12 protein-coding genes are annotated in these 14,967 nt (G+C 45.8%); 10 read left to right on the forward strand and 2 right to left on the reverse strand.

All coding sequences use genetic code 11. The annotated features are described in order from the left end of the window. The first annotated feature begins 37 nt into the window (after window positions 1-37). The 4 genes from meaB (at window position 38) to lpdA (ending at window position 5,141) form a co-directional block, all read left to right on the forward strand. A complete protein-coding gene (gene meaB / locus ACRD7A_RS03605) occupies window positions 38-1,150 on the forward strand; it encodes a methylmalonyl Co-A mutase-associated GTPase MeaB (protein ID WP_430810929.1) in 1,113 nt (370 codons plus the stop codon). A 40-nt stretch (window positions 1,151-1,190) separates the two neighbouring features. Beyond that, the gene (locus ACRD7A_RS03610; protein WP_430810930.1) at window positions 1,191-2,291 is read left to right on the forward strand and encodes a redoxin domain-containing protein; all 1,101 of its coding nucleotides are present in this window, start codon (window positions 1,191-1,193) and stop codon (window positions 2,289-2,291) included. Window positions 2,292-2,451: 160 nt separating this feature from the next. Beyond that, entirely contained in the window at window positions 2,452-3,549 is a 1,098-nt protein-coding gene (locus ACRD7A_RS03615) for a redoxin domain-containing protein (protein ID WP_430810931.1), read from the forward strand. Between the two features lie 200 nt (window positions 3,550-3,749). Beyond that, entirely contained in the window at window positions 3,750-5,141 is a 1,392-nt protein-coding gene (gene lpdA, locus ACRD7A_RS03620) for a dihydrolipoyl dehydrogenase (protein ID WP_430810932.1), read from the forward strand. A gap of 145 nt (window positions 5,142-5,286) precedes the next feature. Here the strand turns inward: lpdA and ACRD7A_RS03625 are convergent, their stop codons facing one another. After that, window positions 5,287-6,726 carry an ATP-binding protein gene (locus tag ACRD7A_RS03625; protein WP_430810933.1) on the reverse strand — a complete coding sequence of 480 codons (1,440 nt, stop codon included), beginning with the start codon at window positions 6,724-6,726 and terminating at the stop codon, window positions 5,287-5,289. A gap of 222 nt (window positions 6,727-6,948) precedes the next feature. On the opposite strand from ACRD7A_RS03625, the gene ACRD7A_RS03630 reads away from it, so the two are divergent. From ACRD7A_RS03630 to ACRD7A_RS03640, 3 genes are read left to right on the forward strand one after another with little or no spacing between them, the layout of a single operon-like run. After that, window positions 6,949-8,724 carry an alanine/glycine:cation symporter family protein gene (locus tag ACRD7A_RS03630; protein WP_430810934.1) on the forward strand — a complete coding sequence of 592 codons (1,776 nt, stop codon included), beginning with the start codon at window positions 6,949-6,951 and terminating at the stop codon, window positions 8,722-8,724. Between the two features lie 21 nt (window positions 8,725-8,745). After that, on the forward strand, window positions 8,746-9,045 hold the full coding sequence (locus tag ACRD7A_RS03635; protein ID WP_430810935.1) for a LysO family transporter: 300 nt from the start codon (window positions 8,746-8,748) through the stop codon (window positions 9,043-9,045). After that, complete coding sequence (locus ACRD7A_RS03640; protein ID WP_430810936.1) at window positions 9,035-9,640, forward strand: LysO family transporter; 606 nt, start codon at window positions 9,035-9,037, stop codon at window positions 9,638-9,640. The genes ACRD7A_RS03635 and ACRD7A_RS03640 overlap by 11 nt, the downstream gene beginning before the upstream one ends. Before the next feature lie 460 nt (window positions 9,641-10,100). Here ACRD7A_RS03640 and ACRD7A_RS03645 read toward each other — a convergent pair whose 3' ends face one another. After that, window positions 10,101-10,553 (reverse strand): META domain-containing protein, encoded by a 453-nt coding sequence (locus tag ACRD7A_RS03645; RefSeq protein WP_430810937.1) that lies wholly within the window; start codon window positions 10,551-10,553, stop codon window positions 10,101-10,103. A 272-nt stretch (window positions 10,554-10,825) separates the two neighbouring features. On the opposite strand from ACRD7A_RS03645, the gene ACRD7A_RS03650 reads away from it, so the two are divergent. The 3 genes from ACRD7A_RS03650 (at window position 10,826) to ACRD7A_RS03660 (ending at window position 14,880) form a co-directional block, all read left to right on the forward strand. Continuing rightward, a complete protein-coding gene (locus ACRD7A_RS03650) occupies window positions 10,826-11,929 on the forward strand; it encodes a DNA polymerase III subunit gamma/tau (protein ID WP_430810938.1) in 1,104 nt (367 codons plus the stop codon). Window positions 11,930-11,958: 29 nt separating this feature from the next. After that, on the forward strand, window positions 11,959-12,546 hold the full coding sequence (locus ACRD7A_RS03655) for a DUF8493 domain-containing protein (RefSeq protein WP_430810939.1): 588 nt from the start codon (window positions 11,959-11,961) through the stop codon (window positions 12,544-12,546). A gap of 105 nt (window positions 12,547-12,651) precedes the next feature. Then, entirely contained in the window at window positions 12,652-14,880 is a 2,229-nt protein-coding gene (locus ACRD7A_RS03660; RefSeq protein WP_430810940.1) for an NADP-dependent isocitrate dehydrogenase, read from the forward strand. Window positions 14,881-14,967 lie beyond the last annotated feature (87 nt).

The raw sequence follows: 14,967 nt of genomic DNA on the forward strand, positions 1-14,967 counted from the left end.
GCTTCGCTCTCCATTTCTGTATAAAATATAATAAGCTATGGCAACGAAAGACGATCATCATCATATCGAAAACGATCCCGGATACAAGGGCTTAAAAGTAAACAAAGGCGTGAAGGATGCGCCCACGATCAATCCAAACCTTAACAAACAACTGGTAAAGCGCAAAAAGCAGTTGTCGGTGGATGAGTATGTAAATGGCATACGCGAGGGCAATGTCACCATCTTAAGCAGAGCGGTCACCATGGTTGAGAGCGCCCTGCCCGAGCACCAAAAGTTGGCCCAGCAGATTATTGAGAGATGTCTGCCTTATGCTGGCAACAGCATACGTTTGGGTATTACAGGCGTGCCCGGAGCCGGTAAAAGTACCTTTATCGAGTCCATGGGTATGCACATTATACGGCAAGGAGGTAAGCTGGCCGTGTTGGCCATTGACCCTTCCAGTGAGCGTTCAAAGGGTAGTATCCTGGGCGATAAAACGCGCATGGAGAAATTGTCGGGCGAAGACAATGCCTATATTCGTCCTTCACCATCGGCCGGATCATTGGGAGGTGTGGCACGCAAAACGCGCGAGACCATTATCTTGTGCGAGGCGGCCGGTTTCGACACTATTTTTATTGAAACGGTGGGCGTGGGGCAGTCGGAGACAGCCGTTCATTCCATGGTCGACTTCTTTCTGCTAATTATGCTGGCCGGTGCCGGTGATGAGCTGCAAGGCATCAAGCGGGGTATAATGGAAATGGCCGACGCCATCACCATTAACAAGGCCGACGGGCAAAATGTGGAGCGTGCCAAGCTGGCACAGGCTGAGTATCGCAGTGCCCTGCACCTGTTTCCACCCACCAAATCGGGCTGGGTGCCGGAAGTAAAAACCTGTTCGTCGCTCTTCCACAAGGATGTGGATAAAATTTGGGACATGGTACTGGAGTATGTTAGTATGACCCGAAAAAATGGCTACTTTGAAGGACACCGTCGTTCGCAGGCCAAATACTGGATGTATGAAAGTATTAATGAGCAGCTGCGTAATAATTTTTATCATCACCCGTTGATAAAGGCAGCCTTGCCCGATAATGAGCAGATGGTGCTAAACGACGAGAAAAGCTCGTTTATGGCGGCCAAGGATTTGCTGGATAGTTATTTTAAAAACATTTAATTCAATTTACATAGCCGTTAAGGCATTAATTTTACAACACATGAAAAATTTTTTGTTAGCCATCTTTGGTGTTGCCCTTTTGGCAAGTTGTCAGCCAAAATCTTATGAAGTAACCGGCACACTGGAAGGTGCAACATCTGAACGGGTGATTTTAAAGAAAATAAGAAAAGGACAGCCCGTTGATGTGGACACAGCACAGATGGTGAATGGTACTTTTACCTTTACCGGTAGCGTAGATGCTCCCGAATTCTATATTCTAATGGTAGATGGTAAACAGCAGCCTGCCGTATTCTTTGTATCCAACGATAAAATCAGTATCAGCGGTAATGTTGATGAGTTATCAAAAGCCGAAGTATCAGGATCTCCATTAACTGAACTCTTTACTAAATTTAACGATGAAGTACCGGGGCAGGAGCGTAGCCGTGAGTTGCAGCAGGAGTATCAGATGGCCTATATGAGCAAGGATGTGGATAAGCAGAAGATGCTGCAGGAAGAGATGCAGAGCTTAATGGAAGAAACACGTGCTTATTTCAAAACCTTTGTAAACGAAAACACCGATAACGAATGTGGGTTATTCTTAGCATTGAATATGGCACCTTCATTGGATTTGGAAGAGCTGCGTGAGCTGATTGCTCAGTTTGAGTCAAGCATGGGCGAGCATGTTTATTTAGCCGAGATGAAAGAGTTATTGGCACCGCTTGAAGAGTTTGAGCAGGCGCAGGCGGCCACGGCCGAAGGTGCACAGGCCCCTGATTTTACACTGCCAACAGCCGAAGGTGGCGAAGCAACGTTGAGCAGCTTCAAAGGGAAGTACGTGCTCATCGATTTCTGGGCCAGCTGGTGTCAGCCTTGTCGTCAGGAAAATCCCAATGTGGTGAAGGCCTATAACGCCTATAATGCTAAGGGGTTTGAGGTTATCAGCGTATCGGTAGATAACAATCAGGATGCCTGGAAGAAAGCCATTGAAGAGGATGGATTAAGTTGGACACAGGTGATTGCCGATGAGGAATCAGGCATTGCCCAGGCTTACGCTATTCAGAGCATTCCCAGCACTTTCCTTTTGGATAAAGAGGGTAAGATTATCGCTAAGAACCTGAGAGGCGCTGCCCTGGAGGAAAAATTAGCAGAGCTGCTGAACTAATACAGGAGCCCTGTATCACAATGCAAAAAGTTACTTCTCCGGAGGTGGCTTTTTTTATGCGCCTGTTTTGATATGTACATCTGTGCATGTATATTTATGGCCGTATAAATAACAATCCCGATGCTTGCATATCAGACAAGCGTCAAAAAAACATTTTTCAATGAAAAATCTATTATTTCTTGCCACAGCGGCAATGCTTTTCTTGGCGGCCTGTCAGCCACAGAAAGCAAGCTTTACCATCAGCGGTACCTTGGAAGGGGCGACCGATAAAGTGGTTGTTATCAGTGTGTATGATAAGAGCGGTGTGAATGTAAAAGACACCTTAAATATTGTGGATGGCGTACTCGATTACGCAACGGAACTGAGTGAGCCTGTATTTGTTATTCTGGGCGAAGCCGGAGGTCGTAAAACCTTAAATTTCTTTGCCGATAATGCGGATTATACCATCAATGGTTCTCTGGACGCTATTAACGAGGCAAGTATTACGGGCGGTGCTGTTTTTGAAACTTATAAGTCAATCAGCGATGCTTCAAAGGTAATTAATGCCAAAAATGAAGAATTGAAAAAAGCCTATGGCGAGGCTGGTCAGGCCGGCGATACAGCCAAGCAAAAAGCCATTATTGAAGAGTATGATGCCAACAATGCCGAGATGGAGGCTGTGCAGCTTGAGGTGGTGAAGGCCAACCCTAAGTCACCCGTTTCGGCTTTTGTGGTTTCCAATATTTACGGACACCGCTCCATCGAGGAAATGAAAGAAGGTTTGGCGCTGCTGGATGCTTCTTTGTCGGAATCTACCTATTATCAAAAGCTAAGTGAGAAAATTACAAAGCTTGAAGCTGTGGCCGTAGGTGAGATGGCACCCGATTTCACCATGAATGATACGGAGGGCAACCCGGTTTCTCTGTCGTCGTTCAAAGGAAAATATATGCTGCTTGACTTCTGGGCCAGCTGGTGTGGTCCTTGCCGTCGCGAAAACCCCAACGTGGTGAAGCTGTATGACGAATTTAAAGACAAAGGATTCGATATCCTGGGCATTTCATTGGATCAGAAAAAAGATGCCTGGCTAAAGGCTATTGAAGACGATCAATTAACCTGGAACCATGTGTCAGACCTTAAAGGATGGCAAAATGAGGTGGCTAAAATGTATGCCGTATCGGGCATTCCTCATACCATTTTGCTGGATAAAGAGGGACGCATCATCGCCAAAAACCTGCGTGGTGATGATCTGCATGCTAAAGTGGCAGAACTATTAAATTAATGGATACTATAGCGTAGTAACTTGATTGTAAATTAAAAAAAGGAGGCCGTGGGTCTCCTTTTTTTGTGCCAATACTTGATATTTATCGTTTTATTTCAAACTCTCTGCCATTAATTTTGTTTATGTAGTTGATGTGCCCTTGTGCATATCATATCAAGATGAAATTCTTTTTTGTCAAATAAGAAATAAAATAGCATACAATGAATTACGATTTATTAGTTATTGGTAGTGGGCCGGGCGGATACGTGGCGGCCATTCGTGCATCACAGTTAGGCCTGAAGGTGGCAGTTGTTGAACGCTCCGAGCTGGGAGGTATCTGCCTCAATTGGGGTTGTATCCCCACCAAATCGCTGCTGAAGAGTGCCAGTGTATTTGAATACCTTCAGCATGCTGCCGATTATGGTATTAATATTAAAGGCGAAGCCAGTGCCGACTTCGAGGCCATGGTAAAGCGCAGTCGTGGAGTAGCCGATGGCATGAGTAAAGGCATTCAGTACTTGCTTAAAAAGAATAAGATAGAGGTGATACAAGGAGCCGGTAAGCTCCTGGGCAATAAACAGGTGGAAGTAAGCAGTGAGTCCGGCGATAAAACAGTTTACAGTGCCAATCACATCTTGCTTGCCACGGGAGCACGCAGTCGTCAGCTACCCAACCTACCGCAGGATGGCGAGAAGGTGATTGGTTACCGCAAGGCACTCACCCTCGATAAGCAGCCCAAATCGATGATTGTGGTAGGATCGGGAGCCATTGGCAGTGAGTTTGCCTATTTCTATAACGCCATTGGTACCAAGGTAACATTGGTGGAATATATGCCTACTATTGTGCCTGTTGAAGATGAAGAGGTGTCCAAGCAATTGGGGCGCTCCTTTAAAAAGGCCGGCATCAAAGTCATGACAGCCGCCGAGGTAACACAGGTAGATACCTCAGGTGATAAGGTAAAAGTGGTGATCAAAACCAAGAAAGGGGAAGAAGAGCATGAGGCCGATATTGTGCTTTCGGCAGTAGGCATTAGTCCTAATGTTGAAAATCTGGGGCTGGAAGAGGCCGGTGTGGAGCTCGAAAATGGTCGCGTGAAGGTAGATGAATACTACCGCACAAGTGCTGAAGGTATCTATGCCATTGGTGATCTTGTGCCGGGGCAGGCCTTGGCTCACGTGGCATCGGCCGAGGGAATTATCTGTGTTGAGAAAATAGCAGGTCATAAGCCCGAGGCTTTGGATTATGGCAACATACCCGGATGTACCTATACATCGCCTGAAGTAGCTTCGGTGGGTATGACAGAGAAGGCTGCTAAAGAGGCTGGTTACGAGCTAAAAGTGGGTAAGTTTCCCTTCTCGGCCTCCGGCAAGGCCAGTGCAGCGGGTCATAAGGATGGCTTTGTAAAGCTTATTTTTGATGCTAAATACGGCGAATTACTGGGGGCACACCTCATAGGCGCTAATGTAACAGAGATGATTGCCGAGTTGGTAACAGCGCGTAAGTTGGAGACTACGGGGCACGAGATCATCAAGGCAGTGCATCCGCACCCCACCATGTCGGAGGCGGTGATGGAAGCTGCCGCTGCTGCCTACGATGAAGTGATTCACATCTGATAAGTTTAAAGGATTTTTTTTCAAGGCTGTTGTCGGCAAATAGATTAGCCAGTGCAACAGCCTTTTTCTATTGAGCGGGTTTAGACTTGTGCTTTTGTGTTATCGTGTGGCCGTGAAATGAATAAAAAGGTACCCGCTGATAGTTTTAATTTGCCGGAAGGGTGAAGATAAATGTGGAGCCTTCACCTTTTTTACTGTATACATGGATTTGTCCGCCGTTTCTCATCACAAATTCCTTGCAGAGTATTAGTCCCAAACCGGTGCCTTTTTCATTACCGGTGCCCGGTGTAGAAATAGCTTTGCTGTATTCAAAAAGTAGCGGTAGCCGTTCGGAATCAATTCCAACGCCTTGGTCTTTAATGGCTACTTTTATATATCCATCTTGCTGCCACAGTTGAATGGTAATTTCTCCCTGCTCGTACGAAAACTTAATGGCATTAACAATCAGGTTACGGAGAATCGTTTGTACCATGTTAATATCGGCTTTAACGCATCCCTGGTTTTTGCTATTATCCTGTATAGTGACAGTAATCGACTTCTGTGCAGCCATATCTTGGTAGGCGCCGGTTATTTTACGGATCACCGGTGTAAGATTAAGTGGCTGCGGTTGGTAGCTAAGGCGTGCGCTTTGCGATCGAGCCCATTGAAGGAGGTTGTTGAGCAGGTCGTTACCTGTATCAGCCGAGCGCAGAATAACTTTTAGTCCGTCGCTGAGATCTTCTTTGGAATAGTTATCGATGTCGGTAAGTAATAGCTGCGCAATGGATTTTTGAACCGTAAACGGATTGCGCAGGTCGTGCCCGATGATGGAGAAGAGCCTGTCTTTGGTTTGGTTGAGCTGCTGGAGTTCTTCATTCTGTTGTGAAATTTTCTCTTTTTGATCAGCCAGTTTCTTTGTGACCTCTTTTTCTGCATCCAGTCTTTGCAGCGCCATCTTTTTTTTCTGTTTTTCCAGTGCCAGATCAAGATCTGCCTTGTTTTTTTCTGACAGTATTTTGGCTTGCTTAGCGACCAGGCGATCAATCATGGCGGGTATGTTTAATGTAAAATAACCAAGTAGGCCCATGTAGATGCTGCGGTAGAAGTGACCGGCCGGATCGGCGGATACGACACTGCCTATTAGCTGTGAATCGATGGCGGACAAGCGCAGGTAATAAATCAGGTTATAGCAGAATAGGGTCAATAGGGTGGCGTAGATAACGAGGCGTCGATCGTACCGAAGTACCGCCATTAAAATCAGAATGGGATAGATGAATGCCGAGGCTGCGGTGGCCACACCAATGGGACTGAATAAGATGGAGTAGTTATAGATGTGGAGGGATAATACCACAATATCGATGGTGACTGAGAGGTAGGGTACCCAGGTATGGAGGGTATGTTTCTTTAAGATCCAATAGAGGGAGAAGTTATATCCACCGTATAGCGCAATGGGAAAGGCAGATACTAATGCTTCGTACCGATGTCCACGTGAATAAATATAACTGATTAAAACAATTATAACTGTCAGTAAGACCCAACGGAACTGCATGGCTTTTTTTTCGCCCCATTTGGCTTCGCTTTCAAACAAACGGTTAAATTCATTCATGCTCATTGGGATTAGCCTTGTAAAGATAGGAAAAACCACAGATCAATCTTTTGATATGCCAACACTATATTTGAAAATCATAGCGCTGAGAACAATCATCGTTAAAATAAGTTAGGCTTACAATAAGTAGTTTTTGGGCTTTAAAAACTTGCCTATGTCCCATTCAAAAACAATATTTGTTATAGAAAATCTACACATTACAATAATCTTAGATCCAATTCTATGCAGATAATCAATGAGTTTTTGCTCTTAATCGACGCGTACATAGGCAGTCATATTTGGTTTGTTTTATTTCTTTTACTCACCGGTATTTTTTTTACTTTTTATCTTAAATTTCCTCAGTTTCGCTATTTTAGATATGCCTTACGCATTGTAAGGGGTAAGTTCGATAAGGACGATGATGAGGGAGATACCTCCCATTTTCAGGCTCTCACCACTGCTTTGTCGGGTACGGTGGGTACCGGTAATATTGCCGGGGTGGCCCTGGCTGTGCACCTGGGCGGTCCTGCTGCTCTTTTCTGGATGTTGGTAACGGCGCTGTTTGGTATGACCACCAAGTTTGTGGAGGTAACCCTTTCACATAAGTATCGCGAGAAGGCTGAGGACGGTTCTATAGCGGGCGGTCCCATGTATTACATGCGTAAGCGGCTTAACATTAAAATGCCGGGCGGTAAAATATTGAAAACCGGTCACTGGATTGCCGGTATTTTTGCCCTGGCTACAATACTATCCTCATTTGGTACGGGCAGTCTTCCGCAGATTAATAGTATCTCCAATTCTTTGTTTGCCACCTTTGGTATTCCCCATATGCTTACCGGCCTGGTATTGGCAGTGCTGTTGGGCTTTGTTATCATTGGCGGCATTAAGCGCATTGCGCTGGTAACTTCGCGTTTGGTGCCCGCCATGGCTGTTATCTATTTCATTGGAGCTATGGCAGTTATTTTATTCAATTACGATAATATATGGCCTTCGCTACAGGCCATTGTAGGAGATATATTTACAGGCTCTTCGGCCAGTGGTGGTTTCCTGGGGGCCACTATTGCCTTTGCTTTTAACCGCGGTGTTAACCGGGGCTTGTTCTCCAATGAGGCAGGGCAGGGGTCGGCACCCATCGCTCACGCGGCTGCCAAGGCTCACGAGCCTGTTTCAGAAGGCCTGGTGGCCCTCTTGGAGCCTTTTATCGATACCATAATTATTTGCAGTCTGACGGGCTTGGTGCTGCTTTCCTCGGGCGTTTGGCGCGAAAAGGTGGATAATCGCTTTCAGCTCGTTGACTTGCAAGTGATCAGTTCGGAGCATATCAGCGATGACAATGCAGAGGGACGCAAGGAGCTGGCGCAGCATGTATTGGGCGATAAGATTTTGCCCTTATTCAGTGGGGAACTCAGGGTTGAGGAAGGCCGTATCCTAACACCTGTTACACTCATTCATGCACGCTCCCTGGCCGAAGAGGTGAAGGTGAAGCGGGGACAGCGGCCATATAGCGGGGTGCTATCAGTGAACGAGGGCAATATTATTATTCAGGATAAAGCATTGGGCCTGTTTGAGCGTATTAAAGCACAGTTTTCGCACAGCGGCAACAATAAAATTGTCATAGAGGGTAAGTCGCTCATTCATAGTGCGCCACTTACGGCTGTAGCTTTTACGCGTAGTTGGTTTGGTCACTGGGGACAATACATCGTGTCCATTGGACTGCTGCTTTTTGCCTTCTCTACGGCCATCTCGTGGTCGTACTACGGCGACCGTGCCATCACCTATCTATGGGGTTCTAAATATGTATTATGGTACCATTTAGTTTACGTCATCGGTTTTTTCATCGCCTCTTTTGTCGATACCACCATTATCTGGACGCTTTCGGGCATAACAATCGCGCTAATGACCATTCCCAACCTGTTTGGTTTATTATTTTTGCACAAAGAAATGAAGCGCGATGTCAAAAGTTTTTGGGAAGAGTATAAACAGCGCTTCCCGGAGGATAAAAGGGTGCCGCGCGATTAATTATCTTATTTTTTTGATGTTATGACGTCGTATATTGTAATTGCTTTGTTTGCTATGGGAATTGGCTTTGGTCGCCTGATGCGCGATAAGGACAAGGCACGTAAAGGAATAGATGCCGCCGTTACCTGGTCGGTGTATCTCTTATTGTTTTTATTGGGCATAGCCGTGGGTACTAATGCTGACATTATCAATAACTTTTCCCGTATTGGTTACACGGCTTTTTGGCTGACTATTGGAGCTGTGGGCGGCAGTGTGTTGCTCGCAGCATTGGTCTATCACTTCTTCTTTAAAGCTGGGAAAGGAGCTGATTATGAAGGGTAGTATCATTATTCTGGGTTTTTTTGCTCTGGGCTTAATCGGGGGTATTGCACAATGGTTTCCGCAATGGTTGCTTAGTGATGATTTAACAACGTATGCCTTGTTTATACTCATGTTTTTGGTGGGCATCAGCATTGGCAGCGATCGTAATGCTTTTTATATCTTGCGCAAGCTTAATGTTAAGGTGGTGTTGGTGCCCCTATCAGTGATCGTGGGCAGCCTGGTAGGTGCTTCTGTAGTATCCTTCATGCTCAGTGACGTGAATGTTAAGGAGGCCATGGCGGTGGGTGCCGGATTTGGTTATTATTCGCTATCCAGCATCTTTATTGGGCAGTTGCACAGTCAGGAGCTGGGCGTCGTAGCGCTCTTGTCCAATATCTTTCGCGAAATTATCACTCTGTTGGCAGTGCCTATTCTCGTTAAATACTTTGGTAAGCTGGCCGGCATCGCCACGGGGGGCGCAACGGCCATGGACACAACATTGCCGGTTATTGTGAAGTTCACCGGTAAAGAGTACGGTATCGTCGCAATATTTAGTGGTATTGTCCTTACCATCCTGGTACCTGTGCTGGTTACGCTGATTCTGGAAGTGTTGTAAGGTGGGGATACGTGACAAACCTTCAAAATTCAACCGCCTTATGGTTGTTAGTGGTGTTTTTAAGTTCGTTAGCATCATTCTTGTTATAAGATAGGGTTTAGGTTGTTGATCCCCATCCCCGCGCCCTTGGCACGGTACTTCCCCTTTTGCTGAGGCAAAAAGGGAAGAGGTGATGGGATGTTTAGGTTTGATATTGCGAATGTTATGCCAAATCATACCCCCTTACACATCGTACATTGCTATTTGATCCATTCAGGATTATTGTATTAAAAACCACGAATGTGGTTTACTTTGAATAGCCCTGGATGTAATCCTGGGCATATTAAGATAATATCGTTTTTGAATCCTGGAGGGATTTTAATCTTTAAATGTGTTTTCCCTCAGGTTAGCGGATAAAAAAATCACGCTAAGGCTGTAAGATATCCTTAGCGTGATCGCAAATAATTTTATCAGAAGTTTTCTACTCTGCTTTCAGGGTAAAAGCAAGTAACACAACATCATCTTTTATCAACTCCAGGGTGTTGCCGCTTATCTTGTACTGAAATTTTTGTTGCAGCAATTTGAAAAATTCATTTTCAGGCACGCCGCCGCAGTACATCTTGGTTGAAAATACATTACTGAAGGTAATGTTATCGCCTTCGATAAGTATTTGCGCACCAAAGGAGTTGCAGCCGCCATTACCACCGGCTTTCTGTTCTGCTTTGTTAATGACAAGCATAGGCGTCTTAGCTACAAATCCTGCTTCGGCAGGTGTTTGCCCCTTAAAACTGCTCAGCTCCCACTGATTGGTCTCTGTAAATTGCTCACTAACACTTTGTGCAGGCGTTAATTGCGTGGCGGGAATGGTATTTTTTTGTGTCTTACAACTCATCATTGTTGAAATGGCCAAAAGGGCAAAAATTACTTTTTTCATATCTATCCGTTTATTTTAATTTGATGTTTCGACAATAAATATCGTGCCAAATTTAGCTCAAAAAAAAGAAAACTAGAACTAATCGTAGCGCAGCCGCTTTTCGCAGTACCGTCAGTAGATTGAAAACAAAGCCTTGAGTCTGTTGATAACTTATGAAGGTGCAAATTGGGAAGCGCCCAAAGAAATTATATATTTGTCTTGCAAAAAAATGGCGGAGGTCTCAGTCTAGTGCAATGAGAACTACTGCATTTGCTTATATTAAAATAAATTGAATGGAATATATTGTTTCGGCAAGAAAATACAGACCCGCTACCTTTCGTTCGGTTGTGGGACAGGATAATATTACTACTACACTAAAGAATGCTATCAAAAGCAATCATTTAGCGCATGCGTATTTGTTCTGTGGCTCGCGTGGTGTGGGTAAAACTACCTGTGCGCGTATCTTTGCTAAGACAATCAACTGTTCGAATATATCGGATGATTTTGAAGCCTGTAATGCCTGCGAGTCATGTATGTCTTTTAACGATAATCGTTCGTACAATATTCATGAGCTGGATGCCGCCAGTAATAACTCGGTGGACGATATTCGCAGCCTGATTGATAAAGTGCGTGTACCCCCACAGTTAGGCAGTTATTCTGTTTACATCATCGACGAGGTACATATGTTGTCACAGGCGGCATTCAACGCCTTCCTGAAGACCCTTGAGGAGCCGCCGCGTCATGCTATCTTTATATTAGCCACCACCGAGAAGCACAAGATATTACCCACCATACTCTCGCGTTGCCAAATCTTTGATTTTAATCGCATTACCATATCCGATGCTGTTGGGCATTTGAAATACGTGGCCGAAAGCGAAGGAGTAAGTGTGGAAGAGGAAGGCTTGGCTGTAATTGCTCAAAAGGCCGATGGTGCCATGCGCGATGCGCTGTCTATCTTCGATCAGATCGTGGCTTTTTCGGGAAAGGATATTAGTTATCAGCAGGTTATTGAAAACCTGAATGTGCTGGATTACGATTATTATTTTAAGCTAACCGATGCTTTTCTGGCTGAGGATTATAAGCAGGGGCTTCTTACTTTTAACGAGATTTTGCTTAAGGGCTTCGATGCACAGCATTTTATGGCGGGCCTCAATAGTCATTTTCGTGATTTACTGATGTGTCGCGACGAAGCGACGGCAAGCCTGTTAGAAGTAGGGCAGAGCACGCGTGAGAAGTACAGCCGTCAGGCAGTGAATTGCTCGGTTGACTTTCTGTATGAGGCTTTGAAGATTATTAATGACAGTGAGCAAAATTACCGCTCGGCCAAGAATAAGCGCCTGCATATTGAGTTTGCCCTTATTCGCCTGGCGCGCATCATCAGCGAAAAAAAAAAGTAGCAGCCGATGAGCCGATTCCCATCGTAACGGTGGGTAAGGTGATTCCCAAGGCTACTGCGCCTGTCCGGCAAAATGCAGGCGGCAAGAATCAAGTACCAAAGATACCGCCACCCCCCAAAGCCAATGGCAGTGCAGGAGGTATCAGGTCGGTGTCTTTAAAAAATCTGGCGCAGAAGTTTCAACAACATGTTGTCGCTGAGCCTCAGGTAAACCAGCAGAAAACAGAAGCGCCCATCGATCCAAATTGGAAAGATGCCTTCAATCAGGAGCAGCTGGATACCGCATGGCGTAGCTATACACGGCAGCATGAATCATCACCTCGCCTGCATACCATTTATAAAAACCATCCGCCCAGGCAGGTGCAAGATGCCAGCCTGCGAATTACACTGTTGAATAAAACACAGGAACACGAACTCAATAAAGAGCGTGCTTCAATTCTTTCGTATCTAAGGCGTAGCCTGCGCAATGCGGCTATTCAACTGGATCTGGAAATTTCACAGGATGAGGGGACGCAAACGAAAAGAGCTTATACGGTAGCGGATAAGTATAAAGAGATGGCTGAGAAAAATCCGGCCCTGGTAGCTTTTCGTAAACAGTTTAACCTGGATTTTGAGTAGAGAACTGTAGGGGATGACATTTAGCTACTTAAGGTAGCTTGCATTAAACACATCCAGCAATTAAACGTTAACATTAGGCATGTATTCATTTCATAATTGATTAAAATGAGAACACAAACTCCGAAAATTATTTACACTAAAACGGACGAAGCGCCGGCCTTGGCAACCTATTCATTATTGCCAATAGTAGAAGCCTATACAAGGCAGGCCGGCATAAGTGTTGAAACCCGTGATATTTCTCTGGCAGGTCGTATCCTTGCCAACTTTCCGGACTATCTGAAGCCGGAGCAGCAGATAGATGATGCTCTTGCTGAACTGGGACAGATGGCCCAAACACCGGAAGCTAATATCATTAAGCTGCCCAATATCAGTGCCTCAATACCACAGATGCAGGCTGCTATTAAGGAGCTGCAGGCCAAAGGTTATGCCTTGCCTGATTACCCTGAAGAGCCACAGAATGCTGCCGAAGAGGCCGTTAAAACCCGCTATGATAAGATCAAAGGAAGTGCTGTAAACCCGGTTTTGCGCGAGGGTAACTCCGACCGACGTGCGCCGCGTGCCGTTAAGAATTATGCCCGTAAAAATCCGCATTCCATGGGTGCTTGGCGTGCTGACTCCAAATCCACTGTGATGAGTATGAGCGAAGGTGATTTTTACGGTAGCGAGCAATCGCTGACCCTGGAAAAGGCGACCGTCGTGCGTATTGAATTGAGCGATGAGAAGGGGGAGAAGTATATTTTAAAAGAGGGTTTATCCCTTCAGAGTGGTGAGATTATTGATGCTGCTGTTATGAGCAAGAAGGCCTTACGTGCTTTCCTGGCTGAGGCTATTGAAAAGGCCAAAGCGGATAATATCCTCTTCTCAGTTCATCTGAAAGCAACCATGATGAAAGTGTCTGACCCGATTATTTTCGGACAGGTGGTGGAAGTCTTCTTTAATGAAGTATTCGAGAAATACGGAGATCTGTTACGCGAGAACGGTATCTCGGCCAACAACGGCTTGGGCGATATGCTGGCCAAGATAGCAAAGTTGCCAATGCCCCAACGCAGTGAAATAGAAGCGACCATAGAAGCGTGTTATGCCGAGCGCCCACCGCTGGCCATGGTGAACTCCGACAAGGGTATCACTAACCTGCATGTGCCCAGCGATGTGATTATTGATGCCTCCATGCCGGCAGCCATTCGTAGCTCGGGTCAGATGTGGGGACCTGATGGAGAATTGAAGGATACTGTATATACTATTCCCGATCGTTCTTACGCCGGGGTATATCAGCAAACCATTGATTTTTGTAAGAAGCATGGGGCTTTTGATCCCACAACCATGGGAAGTGTTTCCAATGTGGGACTGATGGCGCAAAAAGCCGAGGAGTACGGCTCGCATGATAAGACTTTTCATATACCTTCAGCAGGAACGGTAAGCGTAATTGATGAAGACGGTAAAGTACTGCTGGAGCACAGCGTAGAAGCAGGTGATATCTGGCGCATGTGCCAGGTGAAAGATGCGCCGGTGCAGGACTGGGTGAAGCTGGCTGTTAAAAGGAGCCGGGCAACAGGAACACCCGCCGTATTTTGGCTTGATGAGATGCGGGCGCACGACCAGGAACTCATTAAAAAGGTAAAGGCCTATCTTTCTGATCATGATACACAAGGTTTGGAACTGTATATAATGGCGCCAGAGGAAGCCACCCGTTATTCGCTGGAGCGTATCATTAAAGGGGAAGATACCATATCAGTAACCGGCAATGTGTTACGCGATTATCTTACCGATCTGTTTCCCATACTGGAGTTGGGTACAAGTGCCAAGATGTTGTCTATTGTACCCCTTATGAAGGGCGGTGGGCTATTCGAAACCGGTGCAGGGGGCTCAGCGCCCAAGCATGTGCAGCAGTTTGAGCAGGAAGGTCACCTGAGATGGGATTCATTGGGTGAGTTTCTGGCGCTGGCCGTATCGCTTGAACACCTTAGCACAAGTACTAATAATGCCAAGGCAAAAGTACTGGCCGAAACGCTGGATGAAGCAACAGAAACATTGCTTGAGAATCGTAAGTCTCCGTCGCGTAAGGTGAAGGAGCTGGACAACCGGGGAAGTCATTTCTACCTGGCCATGTACTGGGCACAAGCGCTGGCGCATCAAGGTAAAGATGCAGAACTGCAGGCTATCTTTATGCCTGTGGCACAGAAGATGGCCGAGCGCGAAGCGCTGATTGTGGATGAGCTGAATAAAGCCCAGGGAGCGCCCATGGATATTGGGGGGTATTATGCACCCGTATTTGATTTGGCCTCAAAAGCCATGCGACCAAGTGAAACATTCAATGCATTAATCGACAGTTTGTAAGATGCTGTTTTGAAATAGATTAAGAAACGCCGGTGTAGTACGCATCGGCGTTTTTTATAGCTAACTTTTTCAAAGTTTTAGACTGTT

The organism is Carboxylicivirga longa, from assembly GCF_050589825.1.
Classification (GTDB): Bacteria; Bacteroidota; Bacteroidia; order Bacteroidales; family Marinilabiliaceae; genus Carboxylicivirga; species Carboxylicivirga longa.

Excerpts from the sequence above, each read along its gene's own strand:
- ACRD7A_RS03625 (WP_430810933.1), bottom strand. The coding sequence starts at position 6,726 with ATGAATGAATTTAACCGTTTGTTTGAAAGCGAAGCCAAATGGGGCGAA.
- meaB (WP_430810929.1), top strand. The coding sequence starts at position 38 with ATGGCAACGAAAGACGATCATCATCATATCGAAAACGATCCCGGATAC.
- ACRD7A_RS03615 (WP_430810931.1), top strand. The coding sequence starts at position 2,452 with ATGAAAAATCTATTATTTCTTGCCACAGCGGCAATGCTTTTCTTGGCG.
- lpdA (WP_430810932.1), top strand. The coding sequence starts at position 3,750 with ATGAATTACGATTTATTAGTTATTGGTAGTGGGCCGGGCGGATACGTG.
- ACRD7A_RS03635 (WP_430810935.1), top strand. The coding sequence starts at position 8,746 with ATGACGTCGTATATTGTAATTGCTTTGTTTGCTATGGGAATTGGCTTT.
- ACRD7A_RS03645 (WP_430810937.1), bottom strand. The coding sequence starts at position 10,553 with ATGAAAAAAGTAATTTTTGCCCTTTTGGCCATTTCAACAATGATGAGT.
- ACRD7A_RS03630 (WP_430810934.1), top strand. The coding sequence starts at position 6,949 with ATGCAGATAATCAATGAGTTTTTGCTCTTAATCGACGCGTACATAGGC.
- ACRD7A_RS03640 (WP_430810936.1), top strand. The coding sequence starts at position 9,035 with ATGAAGGGTAGTATCATTATTCTGGGTTTTTTTGCTCTGGGCTTAATC.
- ACRD7A_RS03610 (WP_430810930.1), top strand. The coding sequence starts at position 1,191 with ATGAAAAATTTTTTGTTAGCCATCTTTGGTGTTGCCCTTTTGGCAAGT.
- ACRD7A_RS03660 (WP_430810940.1), top strand. The coding sequence starts at position 12,652 with ATGAGAACACAAACTCCGAAAATTATTTACACTAAAACGGACGAAGCG.
- ACRD7A_RS03650 (WP_430810938.1), top strand. The coding sequence starts at position 10,826 with ATGGAATATATTGTTTCGGCAAGAAAATACAGACCCGCTACCTTTCGT.